The organism is Paenibacillus sp. 01T47, from assembly GCF_056398245.1.
In genome coordinates, this window is the sequence record NZ_JBFTPA010000026.1 from 39,016 (window position 1) to 65,022 (window position 26,007).

The window sequence follows — 26,007 nt, forward strand, 5'->3', positions numbered from 1 at the left end:
AACGGGAGGGAAACGTTCAATGACTCCACGCTATTTCAAACGAATTTTACTCGTAATACTCGCAGTCGCGCTGCTCGGCATATCGATGCAGCATGACTTCGGGACTGCTTGGCAATCCCAATATACTTATGCTTTTGCCCCCGCCGCTAACGCCAAGCAAGCACTAGCGCCTGCCCAAAAGTCGGTCAAGCCGCCTGCCGTGCAGGAGCCGAATACGGTCATCACACCTAAACCGCAAGAGCTGAGCAAACGTGTCGTTGAGTACCATATCAACGTGCATTTAACGAATGATGCAAAGCAGCTGAACGGTGAGCAAACCGTAACTTGGACTAACCCTGGCAAAAAAACAGTGTCCGAGCTCTATTTCCATCTGTACCCGAACGCCTTTCAATCGGGCAAAACCACGTTTATGAAAGAATCCGGCGGCAAGCTGCGTCAGGACAAAGCAACAACCAATAGCCAAGGCTATATGAACCTGCTTACGCTAGAAACGCTGAACGGTGAGAGCCTTCTGCCACGTCTTCAATATGTACAACCTGACGATGGCAATGCCAATGATTTTACTTTGGCCAAAATCCGCTTGCCGGAGCCTATCGCTCCCGGCACCTCCGTAACGCTGCGAATGAGCTACGAGGTGAAGCTCCCAGAGGTATTCGCAAGAATGGGCTATTCCGGCAACTTCGTGATGGCTGGGCAGTGGTTTCCAAAGCTCGCTGTATATGAGACAGCCGGCATGCGCGGACGTACAGCTGAGGGCTGGAATGTCCATCAGTATCATGGCAATTCTGAGTTCTACAGCGACTTCGGCATATACAGCGTTCGGATTAATGTGCCTGAGAACTACACCGTCGCTGCAACGGGCTTCCAAACAAAGCCTATCGAGATCAAGGAAGCAACAAAGATTTACCAGTTTTATGCTGATGATATTCATGATTTTGCTTGGTCGGCCTCGCCAGACTTCGTATATGAAGAGACTGCTTATTCAGATACCGGCATTCCCGGTGTACGCATTAAGCTGTATCTTGATCCTGCGCATGCTGACCTTAAGGACCGCTACATGCATGCAGCCAAATCCGCACTCTCAAGCTACGCCAAGTGGTATGGAGAATATCCTTACAGTACGCTGTCGATCGTCGTTCCGCCCAAAGGAGCGAACGGAGCTGGTGGCATGGAGTATCCAACACTCATAACCGCTTTCGCTGCAGAAAATGATAACCCAGGCTACGATCTTGAACGTACGGTCGTGCATGAGATTGGCCATCAATATTGGTACGGAATGGTCGCCTCTAATGAATTTGAGGAGGCATGGCTGGACGAGGGGTTTACGTCCTATGCCGAGGATAAAGTAATGGAGACGGCATACGGCTTGGAGCCGAATTTACGCATGGAAGCGAGCTATATGACCAACCCCGCTCCGCTCAAGCAGCAATCTTGGTCATACGCCAGCCACTCGCAATATGCCGAGAATGTATATTTGAGGGCAAAGCTGGTGCTCATTGGCATCGAGAATCAGGTCGGCTCCAGAACGATGCAAAAAATATTGCGAACCTATTTCCAAAAGTATAAGTTCAAGCATCCATCGACAGCAGACTTCCAGCGTGTTGTCGAACAGGTAACAAAAACGAAATGGAATGATTATTTCAGCCAATATGTCTACGGCAACAAAATGGCCGACTTTTCGATCGAATCGATTCATGTACGCCCAGTCACCCAAGATGGTGCTGAGATGTATGAATCTGTTGTACTCGTTAAGAAAAACGGCGGCAGCAATGGCGAGATTAAAGTGTTGATGAAGTTTACTGACGGCACCAAAATAACAAAGCTTTGGGATACTCAGGAATCCCATATGCAATATAAACAGCTGCATTCCGCTCCGCTTGAATGGGCAGTCGTTGACCCAAACAACAGCAATGTGCTTGATAATAAGCTCATTAACAACTACATGCAGGCTCAGCTGCCAGAGGATAAACGCACAAGATGGAGCCTCGGCGTTGTCCAACTAATTGAAGGACTGCTCGGGTCGCTGAGCTGGTAAGTAATTGCGTTCAAGGAGCGATAAACGATGAAAATACATTTGAAGCAAGGCTGGCGGTTAGCGGTAAAACATTTTTACATTGTTGTTTTATTATTTCTTTATCAGCTGATCTGGGGGTTCTTCCTTTACCGCTTCATTGATTCGGTCGTAGCTCCACTGCTGCGTCGATATCCAAGCTCCGCTCCTTCAGAAGCAGCCGTTCAGCTATTCATGACCGAAGCACAATTCCAGCTGTTCAAGACCGATCTCATTAATCCTTACGTCTGGACGCTTGGCGGTCTCCTTGTTGCCCGAATGCTGATCACTCCCTTATTCAATGCCGGTCTATTCTATTCGTTAAATCAGTCCAGATCGAATGGAGGGACACGATTTCTAGAAGGTATTCGCAAAGCTTGGAAGCCTGTAGTTCTGCTTTACTGGATCGAGGTTATTTTATCTGTGGCTCCTGCTTGGTATGTGCTGCCGCGCTCACTGGATGCGCTTCTAGAGAGCGGCTCTATTCCAGAGCTGCTGCAAATGGTGCTGCCTAGCGCCCTTCTATGGCTCCTATGGGGCACAGTACTGCATCTGCTGTTTCTAGCCATGCAATTCAGCGCTGCATCAGGAGGAAGCATATTCCGTTCCTTATGGCACGCTCTCCGAAATTTCCTTACCTATGCAGCTGTGTCGCTCATCATGTGGGGGATTGGAGCGGCTGCTGGGCTTGTGGTGACAAGTCTCTCCATGCTTTGGGCCGGGCTGATTGCACTCATTCTGCATCAAGGCTATTATCTCATTCAAACACTGATGAAGGTTTGGACGATTGCCGCGCAATATGACTTTTTGGAAACGAAAAGAATGTAGCAAACCAAAAAAGCCTTCAGCGTCCTCTGGATGCTGAAGCAAAAATAAACCTTCATTCCACGCTTTGCTGTGGTGTGGAGGTTTTTTTTACAACTAACCGCAACTAAATGATGGCAGTTCTGTATAAATAACTGAAAGAAAATCAAAAATGGGGGATATTCACAAATGATGCGTAAAAAACTAGTTATTATATCCATGGTATTGCTCTTATCGGGCGGTTCATTGGTTGCAGCAGACAAACTATTTCAAAAGGTAACGCTCCTTTATAATAATAAGCAATCCACTGACGATGCTGTCGTTGTGGACGATAAGGTTTATATTAGCATTCGTTCTTTAAGTGACAGCCTTCAAGCCTTCGTCCAATGGAAGAGCAATGACAAGAAGCTCATTATTCAGAAGCCCAATGTGCATATGTTTCTAATGAACGAGAAGCGAGCTATGTTCGGACAGGTTGATAAAGGCAGTGTTCAGAAATTTTTAGTGCAAGCGCAAATCGATAATTTGAATATGGCGATTTCAGAGTTCAAAGTGACCATCGTTGATCCTAATGATAAGGAAACGACAATCGACAGCCGCAGCCAGGATGATGATGATTTTAAAGAGTTCGTCGAAAAAGACACCTTTTGGTTCAGTTCCAAGCTCGTTTCCTACGATTTTAAAAATGCTGGAAAATACAAGGTACAGTTTTGGATGCAGCAAAAAAACAACGATCCACAGCTCATTTCTGAAAAAATCGTTACTGCAAAATAAATCTTTTTTTCGATTGCCCAAAGGGGCTGTTCTCATGAACAGCCTCCTTTGTCTATTTCTGCCGCTCTATCTGGAGCAGCAGCTAGGCTGTCTGAATCTACGCTTATTCACGAGTGATATAGATGAGATTTTTCTAATTTATGAGGAGCAAAATGGTGAAATACCGCCGTTTACGGCACTTTAAGCTAGTCCTTGCGATATAGCGCCTAAAGGACAAATCGGTATATTTTACACAACATCCACATAATTAATGAAATTGACTCCATGTATTTAGTTAGAAAGCACTACTATGGCGTGTTTATATTACAGAAAGAACGGTTTAACGAAGCAAATTGTCAAAAGGTTACATGAGAATTATTAGAAATTGCCACTAAAGGCAGGAGATCATTGAAAATAATCGAATATTTCTCAAAGCAATAAAAAAACTGCCTAATTCCCTATTGGGATACGGGGGAACCACTTTGGGTGAATTGATTCCGACGTTTGAGTTTTTTTCAAACGCCCGAGGAATCATAGGGAGCCTTCAACCGAACCCCACAGCTAACCTCGTCGGCATTGGAAGGAGTTTCACAATTGAAGAAGATTACCGCATTAATCCTGGGTCTCGTTCTCGTGCTCGCTTTTCAAGCGGGAAGCGCTTTCGCTGACTCAAAATTGAACGGAATTGTTAATGATCTTATTGGCACTCCGTACAAAAGCGGCGGAACGTCGTCGAAAGGTTTTGATTGCTCCGGCTTCACGAGCTATGTGTTCGAGAAAATGGGCATTGAGCTTTCACGTACTTCTGGTTCGCAAGCAAAAGAAGGTACAAAGGTCGCTAAGGCTGACCTCATTGCGGGAGATCTTGTGTTCTTCGACACAGTTGGCGGCAATAATAGCGCCATATCCCATGTTGGCATTTACATTGGAGATGGCAAGTTTGTACATTCATCCTCGAGCAGAGGCGTTGTAACTGACAAACTTAACTCCGAGTACTATGAGGGACGATATGTAACTGCTCGTCGTATCATGGATGCTGATTCATACCAAGCCAACGTTGACGTAAAATAGAGCAGCCTAATCCCTCTTCTTGAGGGTTGAACGGGTAGACTCATCTAGCAAAGCCGCAGTTTTTTGTCCTCTGACGACAAATGACTTGCGGCTTTGCTGTTTCATTCCAGCTGGAATGCGGCCGTTCAATGTTGCGCTTATGGAAGGAGCTATCACTGATGTATTTGTTTATTCACCGCAAGGATTTGCGTATTGCAGATTTGCGCGCTTTTGATTATTTGAAGAAAAAAGAGAAACAAGGCATTCATTTGCTAATCATAGATCCCGTTATTACAGGAGATGGCCGTTTAACTAGTCATAGCGGCCGGAATTTCATGGCGCAAGCCGCCTCGCTTCTGCACAACTATTCTAATGCAGGAAAGGAACTGCATGTGCTTTATGGTAATCCTGCTGCGATCACCGAAGCTCTGCTGCATGCGCATCCTATTGATGAGGTTATTGTTCATACAGACTATACGCCTTACTCACGGCAGCGAGATGAGCAGCTTGGGCTAATCACACGCAGCCTTGGCCGCCGCTGGATGTCTATTGCCGATTCACCTCTTGCTGATCTAGATGCTTTCCCGGCATTTGCTCGAAAAATGGATCCATACAAGGTTTTCACACCCTTTTATCGCAAGTGGAGCAGCTTTATGCTGGAGTGCTATAGCCCAATGAGTGAAACGACGATTCATGAGCTTGCTACCTTAAGCGAAATTAATGCCAAGGTTGCGCAGTCCTTCGCTTTGCCCGAATCCGTTTCATGCGCCCTAGGCGGCACAAACGTGCAAGGATCGTCCAAAGGATTATCCAAGCTGGAACGGTTCGTACGAGAACGCCTTGCCTCTTATTCGGAGAGCAGGGACGCCTATGCCGATGATCATACAAGCCAGCTTGCACGTTTCCTTAATACGGGCGCCATCTCCGCCCGCCAAGCCTACGAAATGACCCAAGGGCTCCCGGGGTCTGAATCATGGGTACGGCAGCTGGCATGGCGTGATTTTTATTTATATCAAGCGATGTATCATGATGATTTCTTTCGTTACGAGCAGCTAGCTGATATGTCCAAGCTCTCAAATGCTCATCTAGAAGCATGGGCTGCAGCTGCCACCGGCATTCCAATCATTGATGCGGCCATGACGCAGCTCAATCGTACAGGTGAGCTGCCCAACCGCTTGCGAATGGTAACAGCCATGTTTTTAACTAAAAATCTGCTATGCCCCTTCACGCTTGGCGAACAATATTTCCGCCTTCACTTAAGCGATTATGACAATACGCTTAATCGCGGCGGTTGGCTGTGGTGCGCTTCACTCGGGTATGACGCAGCGCCTTACTTCCGCATCATGAATCCCGCAACTCAGTCACAGACGCATGATCCTAGCGGCAGCTATATTAGGCGCTGGCTGCCTCATTTGAATCATCTGACAGACAAAGAGATTCATCAGCCGCAAAGCGGTGCCATCGTCGACTTGAAAGCATCACGCGCGCGCGCCATAGAGGTATACAAAACCATTCTTAAATAGCTGAAAGCATTTAGAATAACACGTTTAATAATAAATAAACCTCCACACCCGCTTTGAAACAGCGAATGTGGAGGTTTTTTTATAATTTGCAGTTCATTTAAGCCTTGGATCGTACGCTGTGAACTTGTTTTCTTCCGAGCAGGAGCATCGCCGCTAGCAGAAGCAGCATCAGTATAACTAAGCTGCTTATATACCATAACGTAGATTGCACATTGTACTGATCCATTATCCAGCCAGTCAAACGAGGAAAAATCGCTCCTCCAAGCCCGCCGAATGCTACAAGCAAACTCGTCGTCCTCTCCGTCATACCCGGAATGAGCTCATTGGCATAAACAAGAGCGATACCGAATATACCCGAGAAGAACAATCCGCTAAGTGCGACAAAGGCAAGCATCCAGCTAAGCTGACCCATAACAGCCATTAAAACAAAAACGACCGAGGCGCCCGCTGTAGCAATAAGCAAGTAACGCGAATAACCCATTCGGTCAGCCAGCAGCCCCGCAAATAGACGCCCTAGCACCATCGTTCCCCAGAACAAGCTGAGCACCGCTGCCGCACTGGAATCTCCTACACCTGATCGAACGATGAGAATAGAAGGCAGATAGTTAGAGAAGCTCATTTCCATTCCTACATAAATCATAAAAAATAAAGCCGATAACAAGAGAAATGGAAGTGCTTTGCGCGGATAGCCAAAAAAGACAGATCCGCGAGTGGTTTGCATTCCTTCCAACTCATTCGAATGGCCTTCCTTCACTCCCGGTGTTCGAGCAACTATACCAAGCTCATCATCCAGCTCTCCAAAGGACATCGTCAGCCAGAGAACAAAGGTGATGCCTGACATCGCTGCCAGAATCGGAAAGGAAACCTGCCATATGCTATGCTGAATCAGATAAGCCGCTGCAATTGGAATCAACAATGCACCAACGCCAAAAAAGGTTTCCAATCGGCTCATTGCCGATGCCTTGCCGTTTTTCGCCATATCAATAATCATTGCGCCGACGACCGCTTCCGTCATCCCAAAGCCAAGACCCGCAAGCGGAGCAATCGCGAGCATCCAGCCCCATGGCAGCAGCAAACTATACGCCGCCTCACTCAGCGTCAGTACGCCCATCGCAATCAGTACTGCGCCTCTTTTTCCAACTCTCGAAGTAATAGATGGCGCTAACAGAACACCCACCAGGAACCCGAGGAATTGATTCATAATCCATTGCCCGCCATCTTTATAGGTTAAACCATAATGAGCGATGAGCTGTTCCAAGATAGATCCGCCCACAACATGGGCAACGCCGATGACTAAATATGACAAGCAGCCTAGCCAGATCAACTTCTTCATTTTGATGCTTCTCCTTATTTACGCGCGATCAACGCACGCCTATCTGTTATAATAAACCTATTTCATTCGACATTCGCTCTATTCAGCTACTTTTTTTCAAGCGGAGGTAAAAACAAATGACAAGCCATCAAAGCTCTATTCATTATAATCGAGATGAAGGCGATATGACCATATGCCCGCTCGAAACCGTCCATGCACAGCAACTATGCGGCTGGCGCTACGAGGCTCCATTTGATGTTTATAATTGGCCGACTTGGGAGCAAATGAAAAAAGACGAAATCGAATTTGGCGATCCCGTCCTTCGTGCTGCCCAATATATGGCTGTCCTAGACGCTCAGTCTGCGCTTATTGGGTTCGCGCAGTTTTTTCCTTTAACAGGCGTAACGCGGCTCGGGCTCGGATTGCGGCCTGATCTTTGCGGTAAAGGCCTCGGCCTTGCCTTCACACGTCTCATTGTGGCAGAGGCAATAAGGCGCACCCCTCAAAACGAAATTGATTTGGAGGTGCTTACTTGGAATACTCGTGCGATGCGCGTTTATGAACAAGCCGGCTTCCATATTACCGACACCTATGCGCGTTCTACTCCCACTGGCTTTGCCGAATGCCATTGTATGGTTTATGAGCCAGCAGCCGCACGTTAACGACGCTGGACTCCGCGCTCAGAATCCCTCAAATCCATAAGTAAAATAAGACCAGGCGCTGCTAGAACAGATACGGTTCTAATCCATGCGTGAGAATCGAGATCAGTATAGGCGCGCGAAACGATTGCACGTCGATGCTCATTGAGCTGGACGAGATTAGGAACAAAATAGGGACGCCAACACCAGTTGGCACCGCGGTATTGCTCCTCTCGCCTCCAAGCCTTGTCCGCATCGCGATAATAGTTGGATGAGAGCTGAATACCGCTCTCATTGCACAAATAAACCCGAATGCAATGGTCGTAAAGCTCGGGAAGCAGCCCCTCTATCCATTCATCCTCATGATCCAGGTAACGCGTCTCCTGAACAAGCGCAACCCACTGCTCTGCCAGCTTCTCCGATTGCCGCTGCCAATAGCGTTCAGTTCCAACGAAATGCAGCAGATGCTGATCAAGCTCCGCTTCAATTAGAGATGCAAAACAAGCAGGCTCACGAAACTCCGGCTCTGCCCTTGCAAACATATAGCCTTGGACGTAACGGGCGCCTGCCTGAATTGCGCGGGCCAAATCCTCCCTTGTCTCCACTCCCTCGACGAGCAGCGAAGCTCCAATTTGCTCTGCTAAATCAGAGAAGGATCGCAGCACACCGAAATAGCCGTCATGAGTCGCGCTTTTCTTAATCATATGAATATCGATTTTGAGCAGGTTGGGCTGAATGTGAGCAATCCGATCCGTATTGCTAAAACCACTGCCTACATCATCGATTGCAATTAAACAGCCCCTTGCCCGGTATATGTCGACAACAGAACGAAGCCTATCCATGGAACCTTGGAAGCTTTCCTCCGTTATCTCGATGACAATTCGTTTAGGGTCAATTCCGTACTTATCAAGCAGCGACAACGTGTAGAGCTCGCCGATTTCCTCATACCGATAAATCCAAGACGGCTTCAAATTAATGAATAACATCGGCTGCTCTTCTTCCATTGAAGCCAGCTTCGAGAATGCTTGCTCCCGCAGTACCCGGTCCACAATAATGTGGTCATCTTCTGGAATTTGCTCATTGCAGAAGAAAGGTCCAAGACTCCTCACGGAATCACCCTTTACAGCTCGAGCAAGCACCTCGTAACCCATAATGCGTCTTGTATCCATCGCTATAATGGGCTGATAAAATGCAGCTAATGTTTCACCATCCAATTCAAGCGCTTTCGGCAACAGCAACGATGATGAGCACTCATTCATGTCGTTCTCCTCTATGTTAGATCAATGTCAAATTATATGTCATGTTGTATTGAATAACATTGTAATAGAGTCGACATAAAATGTAAAGATCCGACAGGAGCACTACTTATATGAAGTTTTATGCCGAATGCTTATATCAATCTAATGATTTGGGTCACCTTATCGTCTTGTGAAACCTCTATGATGTGATGTTTGCTATTATACGTAATGACACCGCTGCCTACCTCAATGACCGGATTCTCTCCTAGCCCAAAGAAAACATCATCCGCCAAAGCCTCCATCACTTCATGCCGATCGCTTACAGGCAGCTGAGCCCATTCATCTGGTTCCATTTCAAAAAAAGTATAGCTATTCTCAATTTCAGCCACAGCTGCTGTAAAATCCTTCAATATATCTGAATATTCTCTTGCATGTCTTACGCCCATTTGCGTATACCACCTTTGCTATCGTCATTTTTTGTACATATCTCTCTACTATTCTACCGCATTTTATCATTTTTTAACGCATTCGCCTTAAATCATTCCATATACTCTAACTTCAGAATACCCATTTGTCGATAATATAAGAAGTAGAGAAATGTCGAAAATGTATTGGACGGGGTGTATGATGAAAAATTCAACAATTATTGGTTTGGTGCTAGGATTAGTCGCTGTACTTGGAGGCATGGTTTTAAAGGGAGCACACCTGTCCTCTCTTGCAAATCCAGCTGCTTTTATGATTATTATTTTGGGAACTATAGCCTCCGTCATGATCGCCTTCCCGATGTCCGAGCTATCCAAAGTCGGTAAACTATTCAAAATGGTGTTCACTGAGCAAAAGCTGCCTATCCGTGATGAGCTGATTCAGCGCTTCATGGAATGGGCTTCCATTACACGTCGCGAGGGTTTGCTCGCTCTTGAAGCAAAAGTTGACGAGATTGAAGATACATTTCTTCGTAACGGCATGCGTATGATTATTGACGGAAATGACCAAGATTTTGTACGCGATGTTTTACTTGAGGATATTGCCGCAACAGAAGACCGCCATAAAGCGGGAGCACTTATTTTTACGCAAGCAGGTACATATGCCCCTACACTTGGGGTACTCGGAGCAGTTGTCGGCCTCGTTGCCGCACTTGCTGATATGAGCGATATGGGAAAACTCGCACATGCCATCGCAGGCGCTTTTATCGCAACACTTCTTGGTATCTTTACAGGTTATGTATTATGGCATCCTATTGCTAATAAACTGAAGCGCATGTCTAAGAAAGAAATTCAAATCCGTCTTATGATGGTGGAAGGCCTTCTTTCTATTCAATCCGGCGTATCAACGATCGCTATTAATCAGAAGCTATCTGTTTTCCTTACACCTACAGAAAGATTGAAGATGAGGGAAAAGGAGGAAGGCGCCGTTGAGCAGAAAGCATAGACATGAAGAACACGAGGAGCATGTGGATGAATCATGGCTCATTCCTTACGCCGATTTGCTCACCCTGCTGCTAGCACTTTTTATCGTGTTGTACTCCATGAACTCCGTCGACGTAAAGAAGTTTGAAGAAATGTCGAAAGCATTTAGTTTAGCACTCAGCACTGGCAGCGGTATTCTAACCGAAACGTCCGCTGTGAAAAGCGGCGAGGATGACGGGAAGAAGCAAAAAGAAGAAGGCGGCAAGCTTCCCGACAAGGATGTAAACAAAAATCAATCAGATGAAGAGAAAGCTCGCGAGGAACTTATTAAGCAGGAGCAGAAGGATCTCGAGGATCTGAAGAAAAAAGTAGATGCCTATATTAAGAAAAACGGCCTGACATCTGATCTTGAGACGAAGTTAAATCTCTCACAGCTGATGATTACGATTAGCGACAACGCATTATTTGCACCGGCACAAGCAACTGTTAAGCCTGAATCGAAGGAGCTTGCCGTTGCGATCAGCAAAATGCTGCAGCAGTACCCTGATTATGAGGTCATCGTTTCCGGTCATACCGATACAACGCCGATCTCGACTTACCAATTTAAATCAAACTGGGATTTGAGCTCTATGAGGGCGATTCGTTTCTTGGACGTTTTGCTCGAAAATAAACAACTTAAACCCGAGCGCTTTAGCGCTATCGGCTACGGTGAATATCGTCCTGTTGCCGACAACGAGACGGTTGCAGGCAAATCCAAAAACCGTCGTGTAGAGGTTTCGATCATCCATACGTACACTGATGTCACGAATGCCCAGCAGTTAAATGTAAAAAAACCATAATTAAAAACCTGAATCAACTCGCCCTAAGCGTGTGATTCAGGTTTTTTTGTCGTTATACGAATGAATGTTTCCTGCTTAGACCGGCTCATAACTTAATGTCTCGAACAAAGTCGCCTTCTCGGCTTCGCTCAAATCACGCCATTTGCCAACATGAAGACCGCCGAGCTGGATGTTCATAATACGCTGCCGCTGCAGTCTCCGAACATGATAACCGAATGCTTCGCACATTCTACGAATTTGACGATTGCGGCCTTCCGTTAAAATAATGCGGAATACGCGGTCCGTCACTCTTGTTACAACACATGGCAATGTCATGCTGCCTAGTATATGAACTCCGCTTGCCATTCCTTTTAAGAACGCTTCTGTCATCGGTTTATCTACAGTAACCAAATATTCTTTCTCATGCTTGCCCTCCGAGCGTAGAATCGGATTGACGATATCACCGTCATTCGTGAGAAGAATTAATCCCTCCGAATCCTTGTCCAGCCTCCCGATCGGGAAGATACGCTCCTCATGACCAACAAAATCAACAATATTGCCTTTAATATGAAGCTCGGTTGTACAGGTAATGCCTACCGGCTTATTAAGCGCAATATAAACATGATTTTTTTGCTCGCCGATTTTGCGGCCATCAACACGTACATCGTCACCTATTTCAGCTTGGCTGCCGAGCTGTGCCTTTTCTCCATTGATCGTAACACGTCCGCTGTCTACTAGCTTATCCGCCTCACGTCTGGAGCAATAACCTGTTTCACTAATAAACTTATTGATTCTCAAAGCTGCTTCACCCCGTTGTATGTAATGCCAAGTCGGCAATTTTGTCCGATGAATAATATTGAATCATCGATGACTTGCTTGCTGCCTTCATTTGTCCAGCTTGTCCCGCCGCTCTTCTCATTGCCAAAGCTACATCCTCGCCCTTAATCGGCCGATACTTGCGCAGCGGACCAACCATCGCAAATTGCAGCCCTTTCGAAACGACAGCTCCAAACGCTTCACCAGGTCGAGCCTGCGGTCTTTCGCCAAGCAGAAGCGAGGGTTGGAACACTTGAACTAGCGGAATGCACAGCTTAGCAATCGCATCCTGCAGTTCCCCTTTCACTCTGCTGTAAAATATTTTTGAACTGGAGGAAGCCCCCATAGCCGTCACGATAGAAAATAAAGAAGCATTCGTGCGTTCTGCAAACCGGGCAAGCGTGAGCGGATATTCGTAATCTACTTTGCGAAAGGCTTCTTGCGTCTTCGCAACCTTAATCGTCGTGCCAAGCGTACAAAACACGACATCTGCATGTACCTGCTCCAGCGTTTGATCCAAATCATCAAAGGCGGTGACGATCATATTCAGTTTGGAGAGCTCATTTGCGCTGCCCAAAGTTTTCGTCTCTAGCGGCCGCCTTACAATAACGGTTACCATCGTCACCAGCGGATCATGAAGCAGCTGCCGGAGCAAAGCTGCTCCGATCAAACCAGTAGTTCCTACGAGTAAGGCGCTGTAGCCTGAAGCATCATGAAGCACGTTCCCTTTTTGCCATGAACCATCTACAGAAGATTCCTGCTTCAACGAGAATCCCTCCTCTTACTTTTCAGTTAGAAGCCCGATCTGTGCTTATGCTTCCAGTATACCGCTCTCCCGTGTTTCTTTCAAAGCTGGCAGCAGCAAATGTATCGTTGTTCCGACATTAACCTGGCTTTTAATATCCATCGTTCCGCGGTGGCTGTTAATAATACGCTGACTAACCATAATGCCGAGCCCTGTGCCCGTTTCCTTCGCTGTAAAAAAGGGATCTCCAATTTTCGGTATCATATCGTCCGGGATGCCCATTCCTTCATCCGTTATCGTGATCGAAATGTATTCCCGTTTATGGTTAATATGAATATGGATTCGTCCACCACTTGGCATCGCTTCAATCGCATTTTTCAGCAAATTAATAAACACTTGCTTCAATTGATTTTCTTCACATGAAATTAAGCAAGAATCATCGGTTAGAGTAACACAAAACTCGATATTATGAAGAAGTGCCTCACTGTTCATTAACGCAATAACATCTTGCAGTACATCCCGTATGTCCTTGGTGACAAACCTCGTCGCTTGCGGCTTCGCAAGAATGAGAAACTCGCCAACAATGAGATTGATCCGGTCAAGCTCCGATAACATAAGCGTTACGTGGGAAAGCGCCAGCTTCTTGCTCTCCTGCTGGAGCTGCAGGAAACCGCGCAGCGTCGTCAGCGGGTTGCGAATTTCATGGGCTACACCTGCTGCTAGCTGCCCTACTGTCGTCAGCTTCTCCGACCTGCGCAGCAGCTCTTCCATTTTGTTACGGCTCCTCATGTCTCTTGAAATGCTGGCAAAGGCACGAATCGTTCCGTCCGAATCACGAATTGGCGATATGGTTACACTTACAGGTATCAGCTCTCCAAGCTTTGTCATTCGTATCGTTTCCTGAGCTGGCAGTACTTTGCCCGACAAGATCTGGTTTAACATATCCCTCATCTCTGCATGATGAGAGTCGGGAAGAATAGGATTTATGAGACCAATTGCTTCTTCTTCCTCATAACCAAAGAGCAGCTCGAAAGCACGGTTTACTTGAATAACCTTACCATCCAAATCAATAAGATGAATCGCATCGCTCGTGTGATTAATAAATGACTCCAAATGCTCCTTCATCCGGCGGTTTTCCTCAAACGCTCTGCGCAGCTTGTTCATATATATACTTAGATTTTGCGACATCGCATTGACCTTAAGAGCCAGCAAGCCGAATTCATCCTTGCGTTTAATTCGAATCGGCTGTTGAAACCTTGCAGATGAAACCTCGTTAACCTTCCATAATATATCTTTTAAGGGTCTAATCATTACTCCTACCAGCCAATAGCTAATAAAGAGGACGAGCACCATCGATATGCCCGTATAAATGAATGAATCATTTCGCTTCTCCGCGATAAGCTCATTAATTCCCTTTTTGTCATAAACGACACTTATAATGTAATTACCCATCTGCTTCGTGTAATAATAACTTCTAAAATAACATTTTCCGTTGATCTCCATCTTTCGAAGCTCAAAACCTGTTTTCTTCACATCGGTTATAATAGATTGATCGCTATTTGAATCCAAATACGTGTAAGTACCGTAACGCACAGCCAACGTATCTTGCTCAAATACTGTAATTTCATTTATATTTGGATTTAATGTTTTTACGATATCAAAGATATGCCCAGGGCCTGAGCGATCCTTCTCCGGAAAGATATAGCCTGAACCTGACTTCTTCTCGTAAGAGGAAAATGTGTTCGCCACATGCATGGAAGTATCGTGCATCGCTCGTTTTGCTTGCTCACGCATGCTTTGAATCATCGAATACTCACTAAGCATGTGTTGGAATATAAAAAACGTCAAAACGATAAGCGTGATCAAGACTGAAAATTTCATCTTTATTGACAATGAATGACACATCCTTTTACACAAAAACGTTTTTATTAACAACTTATACACAATATCCACAATTACTGTGCACAGCTCTGAATAAATTGTGAGTATTTATGTGTATATCATGATAGTTATCCACAATGTTATCCACGACATGTTAACAACGGAATATTTGTTCGTTGTATAATGAATAAATAGTAAAGGAGTTATTGTATATGACAAGAGAGCAAGAAGATCAGAAATGGATGCTGGAAGCTATTGAAGAAGCCAAAAAAGCCGAGCAAATTGGAGAGGTTCCTATCGGGGCTGTTATCGTCAGAAACAATGAAATCATCGGAAGAGGCTACAATTTGCGTGAGACGAGGTTTGATCCAACCGCTCATGCCGAAATGGTAGCTATTCGTGACGCCTGCGATCGCATCGGCGCATGGAGATTATTAGATTGTACATTGTATGTCACGTTGGAGCCTTGTCCAATGTGCGCCGGCGCCATTGTTCAATCTCGGGTTAAACGTGTCGTTTATGGAACAACCGACCCGAAGGCTGGATGTGCTGGGACGCTCATGAATTTACTGCAAGAGCCCCGTTTCAACCATGAAACGGAGCTCACTAGTGGTATTTTACAGCCTGAATGCTCAAACCTGTTGACTCAATTTTTCCGACGGCTTCGAGAGAGATAATATTCTCTACATATCGTCGCGGCGTATCGTAATATGTGTTAGCTCGTTTCTTTGTATATGCTGTAACGCAACAATTAGTTGATCGGCCTCTTCGCTAATCGCTAGAACATCCGGATCTGTCAGACTGCCGCGCGCTTCGGCTATTTCATGAAGCTTTAGCCGCAACGACTGCAATTGTTTAAGCAAGTGTTTTTTGTCCATAGCTCGCTTCGGGGCACGCTCCTTATCTAGCACTCGTGTGGTAATGCTTCTATTATACTCGTAGAGCAATAAGGAGTTTGTAAAAACTTGTCGACGAACGTAGACAATTTTCGGGCATTATTCGACAAAATGAAGTTATTTTATCCAATTTCTAGTTCTTTTTAACTAGTAAAATCGATCAATATATGGAAAAAGTTACTTGCGTTAAATACAGAATAGTAAAATATACATATATATGAATAATTGAAAAATGTTAATAAAATCACAAATATGCTAATAACGCTCATCAAGTGCTTTAATGTTAAAAATTCCGATAAATGGTTTCAGCGATTTACGGGTAATGGTGTCGAATGCCAGAAAAAACGGCTGATAAAGAAGCTGTTTTAAGCGGCAGCATGCGCCTCGGATTTGGTCCAAATCCTCCACATCTTTGTAGCTATTATGAGGATAAATCCATTTGTATTATAAGAAAGTATGAAGTAAAATTATTTAAAACATTAGTCGTAATACAGGGAAATGAACATAAATTAGGATGTCGGGATGTGCCTTTGTGAATAATAAAGCAGTAATTTTGGGTTGTAATTATTATATAGGTTTAAGCACCATTCGTTGCCTAGGCATTAACGGTGTACATACGGTTGCCGTAGATTATTCGACTAAAGATACCTATGGCGCCGATTCAAAATATACGTCTGAGAGACTAATCTCTCCTCATTATAAAGAAGACACGGCAGCGTTCATTCGTTTCTTGAAGGAATATGCCCGCAAGCAAAGCGCTCCTCCTGTCCTTATTCCATGCCACGATTCTTATCTTGAGGTTATCGATGAGCATTTGGAAGAGCTTAGAGAACACTATCTCATACCACAAGACATTCCGGGCATATACTCGGATATGATGAATAAAGAGGTGCTGCAGCGCCTTTCTCTAGAAAATGGCGTAGCTGTTCCCGAAACGGTCCGTGTAGACGAAGATCGTTTTTTTGAGAAGATCGACGAAATCATTAAATATCCTTGTATCGTCAAACCAACAGATTCTCCATCCTTCGTTGCCAAGTTTAGACGCAAGCTATTTAAGGTACACAGCCGCGCTGAGCTCGAACAAGCGCTGGCCAAAGCGAAGGAAGCGAGCTTGGAAGTCATCGTACAGCGTATCATCCCGGGTTTCGACGATCATATGTATACGTTCGACGCGTATTTAAACCAAGATTCAAAGGTCACTCACTGGGTCACTTGTCAAAAATTCCGCCAATATCCGATTAACTTCGGCGCATCGGTGTATACAGGGCAGAGATACGTACAAGAGCTGTTCGATATCGGAGCTCCTTTTCTAGAGAAGATGAAATGGAAAGGCTTCGCGGAAATTGAATTCAAAAAAGACGCCGAAACTGGCCGTTTTTATTTAATCGAAGTCAATTGCCGGATTACCAACCTGAACAACCTGCTGTACCGAGTTGGGGTAAATATTCCATGGATTACTTACCAAGAGTTAACTGGCGGCAACCTTGTGCCTCCCAAAGCCGTCAAAGAGAATACGAACCGTGTTTTCTGGTACGGATATGAGGACATGCTTGCTGTTCGCGATTACATCAAGACGGGTCAATTGACTTGGAAGCAAGTATTCGTATCCTTGTTTAAACCGAAAGCTTATGCGATCTGGGATTGGAAGGACCCGAAACCAGCCTTTTCCTATGCGGCTATCATCGGTGGCAAGCTTACGAAAAAGCTTCTAAGAAGATAGCCTGCAAAAATAGTAATAGGTAATAGAATGGAGCTGATCGTATGTTATTGACCTCCTTACTGAAAGATCTGGATTACACGCTCGTGAAAGGCGATTTGCATATTGAAGTAAGCTCCATTGCCTTTGATTCGAGGGAAGCTTCAGCCAATGGCGTATTTGTCGCGATAACGGGCTTTTCGGTTGATGGACACCATTTCATCGAAAAAGCAATCGCACTTGGTGCGACCGTCGTTATTGTCGAGAAGGATGTTCATGTGCCAGCAGGAATAACGGTGCTGCAAGTTAACGACACGCGTGAGGCGCTCGCCCTGGTATCTGCAAACTTCTATCATCGCCCGACTGAGCAAATGAATCTTCTCGGCATCACTGGAACAAACGGGAAGACATCGACCACATATTTTCTAAAATCTATATTCGAGCAAACGGGGACAGCCCTCGGAATTATCGGCACGATCGGCACAGTTATCGGCGACAAGCTGATTCAAAATAAAAATACGACGCCGGAATCGCTGTATTTGCAACGAATCTTCGCCGATATGATCGAATCACATATGAAGCATTGCGTCATGGAGGTTTCTTCGCATGCGCTCAATTTGAAACGCGTTGCTCATTCCAGCTTCAAAACTGGCATTTTCACAAATCTAACGCCGGATCATTTGGAGCTTCACCATACGATGGAGGAATATTTCGAAGCGAAGGCCTTGCTGTTCGACATGACGACGGACTTTAACATTATTAATGCAGATGATAAATTTGGCCGTATTCTCATTGACCGATTGCAGCATAAAGGTCCAAAGCTGGTTACTTATGGCATTGAGCAGGAAGCTGACATTTACGCGACGGATATTACTTATTATGCCGACTATACGACTTATAATGTAAATACGCCAAAGGGCAGCATCGCAATTAAAGTAAACCTGCCTGGGACGATCTACGTATATAATAGTCTAGCCGCTATTGCAACAGCTTATTGCAATCAATTTACTCTACAGCAAATTGCAGACGGCATTTTGGCTGTTGAGGGCATTAAAGGCCGGCTGGAAGTTGTTTATCAAGATGAGGATACGAAGATCATCGTCGATTTTGCTCATACCGAGGACAGCCTAGAGAAGGCATTAAAAACAATCAGGCCTTTTACCAAAGGCAAAATCATTCTCGTGTTCGGCGTTTACGCATCTGATGGGGAATCAGGCACAGAGAAACGTAGAGCGATGGCTAAGGTAGCCGCTACATTTGCTGATTTTTCCGTAATCACCTCTGATAATCCCAAGGAGCAGGATAATAACCTGATTATTAGGGAAATTATTGAAGGAGTCGAAGCTTATAACGGAGCTTATGAGGCCGTTATCGACCGGAGAGACGCTATTGCTTTTGCCATTGATATCAGCAGAAAAGACGATGTCATTCTCATAGCCGGCAAAGGTCATGAAACGTCGCAAATTATTGGGAAAACGGAAATCCCATTTAATGAATCGGAAATCGTCAGGGAAATCAAATTAAAAACGATGTGACTGCGCTTAAAACAATATAGTTAATGAAAGGTATTCCACATGTGCGGTTTTGTAGGTTTTGCAGATAGTCGTCCCGACGTTGATCAAGTAGCCATTATTAAAGACATGATGGATATGATCGTTCATAGAGGTCCCGATAGTGGCGGTATCTATTCAGATGAGGAAGTAACTTTAGGGTTTAGACGCCTCAAAATTATAGATATGTCTGAAGAAGCCAGCCAACCGATTTACAACGAGGATAAAAGCTGTGTTCTTGTATTTAATGGAGAAATCTACAATTATCAAGAGCTGCGCGAAGAGTTGATTCAGTGCGGGCATACCTTTGTTAGCCATACGGACAGCGAGGTTATCATTCATGCTTATGAAGAGTATGGAACCTTGCTGCTCCAGAAGCTAAGAGGCATGTTTGCTTTTGCGATATGGGATACGAATACGGAAACGATGTTTCTCGCCAGGGATTTCTTTGGCATAAAGCCGTTGTATTATACACAAAACACAACGGATAATTCCTTCCTATTCAGCTCTGAAATCAAAGCTTTCTTAAAGCAGCCTGCCTTTCGCAAAGAGTTGAACAAGGATGCGCTCAAGCCTTACCTGACCTTTCAATACTCCGTGCTTGATGAAACGTTTTTTAAAGGCGTGTACAAGCTGAAGCCTGGTCACTATATGCTTTACAAACAAGGCAAGCTAGAAGTGAAGCCTTATTGGGACGTTAACTTTGCAGAAGAACCGAACAGTCTGTCCCATTACGTAAACCAAATTAAAAGCACAGTAAAAGAATCAGTCGCCTATCACCAAATTAGCGATGTGCCGGTCGGGTCTTTTTTGTCCGGAGGCATTGATTCCAGTTATATTACCGCTTTGCTAAAACCAAACAAAACATTTTCCGTCGGCTTTGAGGATTATGAAGGCAACTTTAATGAGACGAACCTCGCAGAGGATTTGTCAGAAATTTTAAACATCGAAAACTATAAACGACTGGTTTCAGCGGATGAGTGCTTCAAGATGCTGCCAACGATTCAGTATCATATGGACGAACCGCAGTCCAACCCATCCTCCGTGCCCCTCTATTTCCTAGCAGAGCTTGCGAGCAAGCATGTGACCGTGGTGCTCTCTGGAGAAGGCGCAGACGAAATTTTTGGCGGTTATGATTGGTACGATACGACACCAGCGATGAAAAAATACAAGAAGCTTCCGTTTGCAATCAGGCGGCCGTTATCATTATTAAGCGGCAAGCTGTCCAAAAACAGAATCACCTCCTTTGTCGTAAAAGGCGGACAGCGGGTTGAGGAACGTTTTATCGGTCAAGCGCATGTGTTTGAAGAAGCTGATGCCTTAGCCGTATTGAAGGACGAATATAAGCAAGGACCATCCGTACAAAGCATTACGAAGACTGTATATGATCAAGTGCGGGGCAAAGATGATATAACCAAAATGCAATATCTCGATCTGAAGCTTTGGCTTCCGGGAGATATTCTTCTTAAGGCAGACAAAATGAGCCTCGCCCATTCCATTGAGCTGAGAGTTCCATTTTTAGACAAAGTGGTTATGGATCTGGCTTCCAAGCTGCCTACTGATCTTCGTGTACATCCAAGCAATACGAAGTATGCACTGCGTACAGCTGCGAAGGAAGTACTTCCCGATGAATGGGCGAATCGACCAAAGGTTGGTTTTCCTGTACCTATTAGGCACTGGCTAAGACAAGAGAAATATTATAAGCTCGTTAAGGACATGTTTCTCTCGGACCGAGCGAAGCTGTTCTTTCATACCGATGAGCTGATGAAATATCTGGATTCGCATTATTCAGGCAAGCAGAACTACGCTAGATACATTTGGACAGTGTATGTGTTCCTTATATGGCATAAGACGTTCTTCGAGCAAGCGTAACAGGCATGGGGCAGCCACCGGCTGCCTGCTCGTTACACACTGTCGCATAACTATTACGGCTATAAAGTGAAGGAGCCACCAACATGAAAAGAATGATCAAGCTCCTGGTGTTATTGGGTATTATATTTTTTATTTATACATTGTTTACGAAAGAAGATGCAAAACCTGTATTCAATGAGAAAGTCGATTCTACACAAACGACTGCCCCTACTCCAGAAATAGAGCAAGGAACAATTACAATAATAAGCAAAGACGAAGCAACGCAGCAGCCGATTAAAGATGCTGTATATACAATAACCGCTGCTAATAGCGGATCGGTTATCGGCACCATGACAACAGACGAAATGGGTAAAGCAACATCTATTTTGCTCGATTACGGTACCAGCTATAAGATAAAACAACAGAAGGTCGGCAGGCCTTATCAGCTGTCGGAGGAAGAGCATCAAATAGCGGTTAAAGGCCCTGCACAAGAGCTGACAACCACCAACAAAACGTTTGAATATGTGAAGGATTATGAGCGGGCAGCTGATGGCTCCATAACTATTAAGAAGGTTTATATCGATGTCGATACCATCATGCAGAAGCCTGAGCTGCCTAACGGCTGTGAAATTACTTCATTAACCGCGGTACTCAATTATTACGGATATGACGTTACCAAAACAGAAATGTCGGATAATTATTTGCCGAAGCAAGCTTTTATCACCAAAAACAATAAATTGTATGGGCCTGATCCCTATAAATCATACGCTGGCGAACCTAGGTCGTTAAAGGGCGGATTTTTCAGTTTTGCTCCTCCTATCGTGGAGGCGGCTAACTTGTATTTTGATGTCGCAGGGCGCAGCAACAGTACTTCAGATATTAGCGGCAGCACTCGGGAGGAAATCATCGAGCAGCTTAATAATGGGATCCCTGTCGTAACTTGGATTACGCTTGATCTCACGCCGCCAAAAATGAATTACGCTTGGTATTTCAGTGATACTGGTGAATATTATTCAGCTCCTATTAATTTGCACGTGGTTGTCCTAAATGGATATGAAGATGGTAAAGTACATGTAATGAATCCGTTAAAAGGACAAGTTACTTACGATGCAGACACTTTTTTTAACAGCTATGACGCAATGGGAAGCCATGCTATGATCGTTGAATAACTAAATCATTTCAATTAAACACTTCATCAAAAGTAGGTTGAGGCAATGGAAGCTAAAAGCTTAGGCATCATAGGCGGGATGGGCCCAAAAGCAACATCCGTATTTTTCGATATGATTATCGAGCAAACGGCAGCAGACCGTGATCAAGAGCATATTGATATCGTCATTCTCAATCATGCCACTTTGCCAGATCGAACAGGTGTCATATTAGAAAACAAAGGCGAGTTGTTTCTCAAAGCGGTTGCTAAAGATTTCAAAATCCTTGAGGCAGCAGGCGTATCTAATATTGCGATTCCTTGCAATACGTCGCATTATTTCTATAATGATATGCAGCAAATGACAAGCATAAATATAATCAACATGGTGGATGAGACGCTGAAAAAGATCCATGACACCTTTGGAGAACACTGCAAGATTGGTATTTTAGCTACAAATGGAACGGTTAGCAGCGGCGTGTATCGTCATGGCTGCAATCAGTATAATATGCACCTTCACGAGCCTGAAGAAGCCATTCAGGAGCATGTGATGGACATTATCTACAACAAGGTCAAACGCAATTTGCCTGTTGAGCCTTCCGAGTTTGAAGGCATCATTAACCACTTGCTCGTGCAGGATGAGTGCCAGTGTGTGATCATCGCCTGCACGGAATTATCCTGTATACCGATCCAAAAAGACGTCGCAGCCTTTTGTGTAGATGCAATGACGGTGCTTGTACAAAGATCTATTGAGCTATCGGGCAAACAAACCATCGCGAAATAAGAGCATCACAAAAAATCCGGAGATCATTCTCCGGATTTTTTGTGCTTTGGGCTTGTATTATTTTAGATTAAAGAAGATTTAGTTCTACATTAATGTTGCCTCTAGTGGCTCTAGAATACGGACATACCTGATGAGCGGCTTCGACCAATTCCTTCGCTACGTCTGCTTCAACGCCCTCAAGCGCAATATCCAGCTTCACAGCCAGCTCATATCCGCCATCTGCATCCTTGCCAAGCGTAACATGAGCGGTTACTTCGGTTTTCTCCACTTTAATTTTCTTCATCCGGCATACAACGTTAAGAGCACTCTCGAAGCAAGCTGCGTAACCTCCTGCAAACAATTGCTCCGGGTTCGTTGCGCCACCCACTCCTCCAAGCTCTTTAGGAGCTCTCACATCTACATTCAAAATATTATCGCTTGAAACAAGCTTCCCATCTCTTCCACCTGTTGCCGTTACCGTAGCTGTGTATAAGTTTTGCATCATTAATTCCTCCGTTTAGGTTTTTATTTTTGTTTAAACGTTACTTTGCAAGTTCTAGACCTTGAAGCTCCTCATGAAAAAGCACCTTATCGACAATGGCTTTTTATTTAACCTCCGTTACTTGAATTAACATCTTGTTTTCTTATTGCCAAAGAGAGCCTTCTCTATTCTCCTCATGCAATTTGGTGCAGCGAAGATTTTGTATTTTATACAATTTAATTTGATAAAATATAATATACACTCGCTCATAGGCGATGTCAATAGTGCGAAGTGAAATATGCTGAACTAACAAAAAAAGATTTCCTCCCAAATTAACGGGAAGAAATCTTGTTGTTTAATTATATTCAGTTGAAATTGGAATCCTCATCCGATCTTAGAAATTCGCTCTGTTACCCATTAAGTTGAGGGTTCTAGACTAATCTCGATTGTTTTCTTTCCTAACCGTTTGTTCAAATAATCACGATTTGCCAAAATGCGCTCATCTGTCGGCCTAAATTGTGCTGCTTTCTCATTGTGATCGTAAGCGGCTTCGTAATCACCTATGCCATCGTAACAAACGCATAGCTGCAGCTGCGGCAGCCATGTAGAACAAGCTAAATTCTCAAAGCCCCAGTTCTGCTCCGGCTTCTCTGTGCTCAGCGCTAATTTATACCAATAAATTGCCAGCTTATACTCTTGACGCTGTAAGAAATAATAACCGAGGCGGCAACAAAATTCCGGACGAGGCTTGTCGTAATGGAAAGAGCGGAAGATCGAATCGACCACATTGCGTACTTCATTAAGCTCGCTGTAACAATCCGCAAGCCTGCCGCAGGAAGCAATGTTATCCTCAATCCATCCTTTGCCCGTCGCAAGAAATTTTTCGTAGTATCTTATAGCAGCCTCATATTTCCCATGGTCCTTAAGTTCATTGGCATAATAGAATAAATCGCGCGGAGAAAAGATTTCCCCTTTAGCCAGTCGTTTCTCATAAATGTTCAAATTGCGATCACTGTCATGATGTATACTGCTATGGGTTACGGCGATATCGCTGCTCAATATATCCCCATAAACTTCAAGGTATTCATGCACCGGACCAATCCATTTGAAAGCACGCGATTTTTTTACAATTCGGTTTCGTCTTAGTTTTGAAGTTACATTACCGAATTCATCAAACGCCAAGTGGTATTCCATAGAAATGGAGTCGACGGCAGGATCTACATTTTGTTTTAGCTCCAGCAGTTTCTGCTGATCGATTTCCTTCAAAATATCATCTGCATCCAGCCACATAATATGGGATTTGGTTGCTAAAGAAAAAGCATAGTTGCGAGCTGCCGCAAAATCATCGATCCATGTAAAATGTTCGATGCGATTGGTAAACTCGCTCGCAACCTGCTTCGTTAAATCCGTAGAACCCGTATCCACAATAATAATCTCATCAGCGATATCCTTCATGGAAGCTAGACATCGACCGAGCGTTTTCTCTTCATTTTTGACAATGAGGCACAAGCTGATGGAAATCAACAAAACCACACTCCCGCGAGTCGATTAGATTGATACATCATATTCTCATGCCATTGTCCTGTTACTTCTGCTTTATTAACTAACCCGAATGATGGTCAAAGCCGCACCCGCTCCGCCGCCTAACAGCGTTGCTGCTCCTAATAATCCAAACATTTGAAGCGTTATGGTACTGCCTGCTGTCAAAGTAACAATAACATCATTATTAAAGCTTGATACGCTTAGAACTGGAGCAATCGTAGAAGGAAGATTCGCTGCACCATTAATTAGAAGACGAGTACTGAGAAGTAAGGCAGCCGTGATGTTGATCTGATAAGTGATATAATATCTGCCTGCATTAACAACTGTAAAGGTATCATTAGCTCCGTTTACGGTAATATTTGGGCTTAGGTTTTGTGCGCTCGGGAGTGGTACATTCGTTCCTCCGAGCACAACAGCGATAAGTGCACCCGTCGTATTGCCAGCATAACTCGAATCAGCCGTTGGTTCAGCACCTGTTACACCTGTGGCTCCCGTAGTTCCAGTTGCTCCTGTTGCTCCTGTTGCTCCTGTTGCTCCTGTGGCACCGGTAGCTCCTGTTACGCCATTCGTTCCAGTGGCACCCGTTGCTCCTGTGGAGCCTGTTGCACCCGTTACTCCTGCTACCCCTGTCGCACCTGTTACACCGTCAGCTCCTGTTGCTCCTGTGGAGCCCGTTACACCCGTTGCACCCGTTGCTCCTGCTACTCCTGTCGCACCTGTTACACCGTCTGCTCCTGTTGCTCCTGTGGAGCCCGTTACACCCGTTGCTCCTGCTACTCCTGTCGCGCCTGTTGCCCCAGCCGTTCCTGTCGCTCCAGTTACACCGTCGGCTCCTGTTRCTCCTGTAGAGCCCGTTACACCCGTTGCTCCTGCTGTTCCTGTCGCGCCTGTTRCCCCAGCCGTTCCTGTCACACCAGTTACACCGTCGGCTCCTGTTGCTCCTGTGGAGCCCGTTACACCCGTTGCTCCTGCTRYTCCTGTCGCGCCTGTTGCYCCWGCCRYTCCTGTCRCACCTGTTACACCGTCGGCTCCTGTTGCTCCTGTGGAGCC

General features: G+C 44.9%; 26 protein-coding genes and 1 riboswitch. Of the genes, 16 read left to right on the forward strand and 10 right to left on the reverse strand.

Annotation, left to right across the window (positions count from 1 at the left end):
• The first annotated feature begins 19 nt into the window (after positions 1 to 19).
• The 6 genes from AC1DOV_RS30970 to AC1DOV_RS30995 all read left to right on the forward strand — a co-directional run bounded on the left by AC1DOV_RS30970 (position 20) and on the right by AC1DOV_RS30995 (position 6,180).
• The gene (locus AC1DOV_RS30970; RefSeq protein ID WP_441884806.1) at positions 20 to 2,035 is read left to right on the forward strand and encodes a M1 family metallopeptidase; all 2,016 of its coding nucleotides are present in this window, start codon (positions 20 to 22) and stop codon (positions 2,033 to 2,035) included.
• Between the two features lie 27 nt (positions 2,036 to 2,062).
• Positions 2,063 to 2,878, forward strand: coding sequence for a hypothetical protein (locus AC1DOV_RS30975; RefSeq protein ID WP_477551858.1), 816 nt, complete (start codon positions 2,063 to 2,065; stop codon positions 2,876 to 2,878).
• 165 nt (positions 2,879 to 3,043) lie between these two features.
• A complete protein-coding gene (locus tag AC1DOV_RS30980) occupies positions 3,044 to 3,628 on the forward strand; it encodes a hypothetical protein (protein ID WP_441884810.1) in 585 nt (194 codons plus the stop codon).
• Positions 3,629 to 3,662: 34 nt separating this feature from the next.
• A complete protein-coding gene (locus AC1DOV_RS30985; protein WP_477512188.1) occupies positions 3,663 to 3,812 on the forward strand; it encodes a hypothetical protein in 150 nt (49 codons plus the stop codon).
• A gap of 232 nt (positions 3,813 to 4,044) precedes the next feature.
• Positions 4,045 to 4,198, forward strand: a riboswitch (cyclic di-AMP (ydaO/yuaA leader).
• 3 nt (positions 4,199 to 4,201) lie between these two features.
• Positions 4,202 to 4,678, forward strand: a complete 477-nt coding sequence (locus tag AC1DOV_RS30990) for a C40 family peptidase (protein WP_076271568.1) — start codon at positions 4,202 to 4,204, stop codon at positions 4,676 to 4,678.
• Positions 4,679 to 4,836: 158 nt separating this feature from the next.
• Complete coding sequence (locus AC1DOV_RS30995; RefSeq protein ID WP_477551859.1) at positions 4,837 to 6,180, forward strand: FAD-binding domain-containing protein; 1,344 nt, start codon at positions 4,837 to 4,839, stop codon at positions 6,178 to 6,180.
• Positions 6,181 to 6,277: 97 nt separating this feature from the next.
• Here the strand turns inward: AC1DOV_RS30995 and AC1DOV_RS31000 are convergent, their stop codons facing one another.
• Positions 6,278 to 7,513, reverse strand: coding sequence for an MFS transporter (locus tag AC1DOV_RS31000; RefSeq protein ID WP_477551860.1), 1,236 nt, complete (start codon positions 7,511 to 7,513; stop codon positions 6,278 to 6,280).
• Positions 7,514 to 7,629: 116 nt separating this feature from the next.
• Between AC1DOV_RS31000 and AC1DOV_RS31005 the strand changes: the two genes are divergently transcribed.
• Positions 7,630 to 8,154 carry a GNAT family N-acetyltransferase gene (locus AC1DOV_RS31005; RefSeq protein WP_441958835.1) on the forward strand — a complete coding sequence of 175 codons (525 nt, stop codon included), beginning with the start codon at positions 7,630 to 7,632 and terminating at the stop codon, positions 8,152 to 8,154.
• On the opposite strand, the gene AC1DOV_RS31010 is transcribed toward AC1DOV_RS31005, so the two are convergent.
• A complete protein-coding gene (locus AC1DOV_RS31010) occupies positions 8,151 to 9,389 on the reverse strand; it encodes an EAL domain-containing protein (RefSeq protein ID WP_477551861.1) in 1,239 nt (412 codons plus the stop codon). The genes AC1DOV_RS31005 and AC1DOV_RS31010 overlap by 4 nt on opposite strands.
• Before the next feature lie 131 nt (positions 9,390 to 9,520).
• Positions 9,521 to 9,814 carry a hypothetical protein gene (locus AC1DOV_RS31015; protein ID WP_076271564.1) on the reverse strand — a complete coding sequence of 98 codons (294 nt, stop codon included), beginning with the start codon at positions 9,812 to 9,814 and terminating at the stop codon, positions 9,521 to 9,523.
• 181 nt (positions 9,815 to 9,995) lie between these two features.
• On the opposite strand from AC1DOV_RS31015, the gene motA reads away from it, so the two are divergent.
• Both motA and AC1DOV_RS31025 read left to right on the forward strand, forming a co-directional pair.
• Positions 9,996 to 10,796: a flagellar motor stator protein MotA gene (gene motA / locus AC1DOV_RS31020; RefSeq protein ID WP_477551867.1), complete on the forward strand. Its 801-nt coding sequence runs from the start codon at positions 9,996 to 9,998 to the stop codon at positions 10,794 to 10,796.
• Positions 10,780 to 11,613, forward strand: a complete 834-nt coding sequence (locus AC1DOV_RS31025; protein ID WP_441912794.1) for a flagellar motor protein MotB — start codon at positions 10,780 to 10,782, stop codon at positions 11,611 to 11,613. Before motA ends, AC1DOV_RS31025 begins: the two co-directional genes overlap by 17 nt.
• Positions 11,614 to 11,688: 75 nt before the next feature.
• Here the strand turns inward: AC1DOV_RS31025 and rluF are convergent, their stop codons facing one another.
• From rluF to AC1DOV_RS31040, 3 genes are read right to left on the reverse strand one after another with little or no spacing between them, the layout of a single operon-like run.
• Positions 11,689 to 12,390, reverse strand: a complete 702-nt coding sequence (gene rluF / locus AC1DOV_RS31030; protein WP_076271562.1) for a 23S rRNA pseudouridine(2604) synthase RluF — start codon at positions 12,388 to 12,390, stop codon at positions 11,689 to 11,691.
• Between the two features lie 7 nt (positions 12,391 to 12,397).
• The gene (locus AC1DOV_RS31035) at positions 12,398 to 13,174 is read right to left on the reverse strand and encodes an NAD(P)H-binding protein (protein WP_477551862.1); all 777 of its coding nucleotides are present in this window, start codon (positions 13,172 to 13,174) and stop codon (positions 12,398 to 12,400) included.
• 45 nt (positions 13,175 to 13,219) lie between these two features.
• Entirely contained in the window at positions 13,220 to 15,046 is a 1,827-nt protein-coding gene (locus AC1DOV_RS31040; RefSeq protein WP_477551863.1) for an ATP-binding protein, read from the reverse strand.
• A 200-nt stretch (positions 15,047 to 15,246) separates the two neighbouring features.
• On the opposite strand from AC1DOV_RS31040, the gene tadA reads away from it, so the two are divergent.
• Positions 15,247 to 15,711: a tRNA adenosine(34) deaminase TadA gene (gene tadA / locus AC1DOV_RS31045; protein ID WP_076271560.1), complete on the forward strand. Its 465-nt coding sequence runs from the start codon at positions 15,247 to 15,249 to the stop codon at positions 15,709 to 15,711.
• A 6-nt stretch (positions 15,712 to 15,717) separates the two neighbouring features.
• Here the strand turns inward: tadA and AC1DOV_RS31050 are convergent, their stop codons facing one another.
• Positions 15,718 to 15,912 (reverse strand): aspartyl-phosphate phosphatase Spo0E family protein, encoded by a 195-nt coding sequence (locus tag AC1DOV_RS31050; protein ID WP_076271559.1) that lies wholly within the window; start codon positions 15,910 to 15,912, stop codon positions 15,718 to 15,720.
• Positions 15,913 to 16,262: 350 nt separating this feature from the next.
• Between AC1DOV_RS31050 and AC1DOV_RS31055 the strand changes: the two genes are divergently transcribed.
• The 6 genes from AC1DOV_RS31055 (at position 16,263) to AC1DOV_RS31080 (ending at position 22,955) form a co-directional block, all read left to right on the forward strand.
• Positions 16,263 to 16,466 carry a hypothetical protein gene (locus tag AC1DOV_RS31055; protein ID WP_477551864.1) on the forward strand — a complete coding sequence of 68 codons (204 nt, stop codon included), beginning with the start codon at positions 16,263 to 16,265 and terminating at the stop codon, positions 16,464 to 16,466.
• On the forward strand, positions 16,463 to 17,650 hold the full coding sequence (locus AC1DOV_RS31060; protein WP_076271558.1) for a carboxylate--amine ligase: 1,188 nt from the start codon (positions 16,463 to 16,465) through the stop codon (positions 17,648 to 17,650). Before AC1DOV_RS31055 ends, AC1DOV_RS31060 begins: the two co-directional genes overlap by 4 nt.
• A gap of 41 nt (positions 17,651 to 17,691) precedes the next feature.
• Positions 17,692 to 19,161, forward strand: coding sequence for a UDP-N-acetylmuramoyl-L-alanyl-D-glutamate--2,6-diaminopimelate ligase (locus AC1DOV_RS31065; RefSeq protein ID WP_339205952.1), 1,470 nt, complete (start codon positions 17,692 to 17,694; stop codon positions 19,159 to 19,161).
• 39 nt (positions 19,162 to 19,200) lie between these two features.
• The gene (gene asnB / locus AC1DOV_RS31070) at positions 19,201 to 21,048 is read left to right on the forward strand and encodes an asparagine synthase (glutamine-hydrolyzing) (RefSeq protein WP_477551865.1); all 1,848 of its coding nucleotides are present in this window, start codon (positions 19,201 to 19,203) and stop codon (positions 21,046 to 21,048) included.
• 83 nt (positions 21,049 to 21,131) lie between these two features.
• The gene (locus tag AC1DOV_RS31075) at positions 21,132 to 22,196 is read left to right on the forward strand and encodes a C39 family peptidase (RefSeq protein ID WP_477512176.1); all 1,065 of its coding nucleotides are present in this window, start codon (positions 21,132 to 21,134) and stop codon (positions 22,194 to 22,196) included.
• A 45-nt stretch (positions 22,197 to 22,241) separates the two neighbouring features.
• The gene (locus AC1DOV_RS31080) at positions 22,242 to 22,955 is read left to right on the forward strand and encodes an aspartate/glutamate racemase family protein (RefSeq protein WP_339205949.1); all 714 of its coding nucleotides are present in this window, start codon (positions 22,242 to 22,244) and stop codon (positions 22,953 to 22,955) included.
• A gap of 67 nt (positions 22,956 to 23,022) precedes the next feature.
• On the opposite strand, the gene AC1DOV_RS31085 is transcribed toward AC1DOV_RS31080, so the two are convergent.
• The 3 genes from AC1DOV_RS31085 to AC1DOV_RS31095 form a co-directional block, all read right to left on the reverse strand.
• The gene (locus AC1DOV_RS31085) at positions 23,023 to 23,436 is read right to left on the reverse strand and encodes an organic hydroperoxide resistance protein (RefSeq protein ID WP_076271553.1); all 414 of its coding nucleotides are present in this window, start codon (positions 23,434 to 23,436) and stop codon (positions 23,023 to 23,025) included.
• Positions 23,437 to 23,832: 396 nt separating this feature from the next.
• Positions 23,833 to 24,939 carry a glycosyltransferase gene (locus AC1DOV_RS31090; protein WP_477512206.1) on the reverse strand — a complete coding sequence of 369 codons (1,107 nt, stop codon included), beginning with the start codon at positions 24,937 to 24,939 and terminating at the stop codon, positions 23,833 to 23,835.
• Between the two features lie 75 nt (positions 24,940 to 25,014).
• Positions 25,015 to 26,007 (reverse strand): BclA C-terminal domain-containing protein (locus tag AC1DOV_RS31095; protein WP_477551866.1); only part of this gene is annotated, 993 nt, incomplete at its 5' end.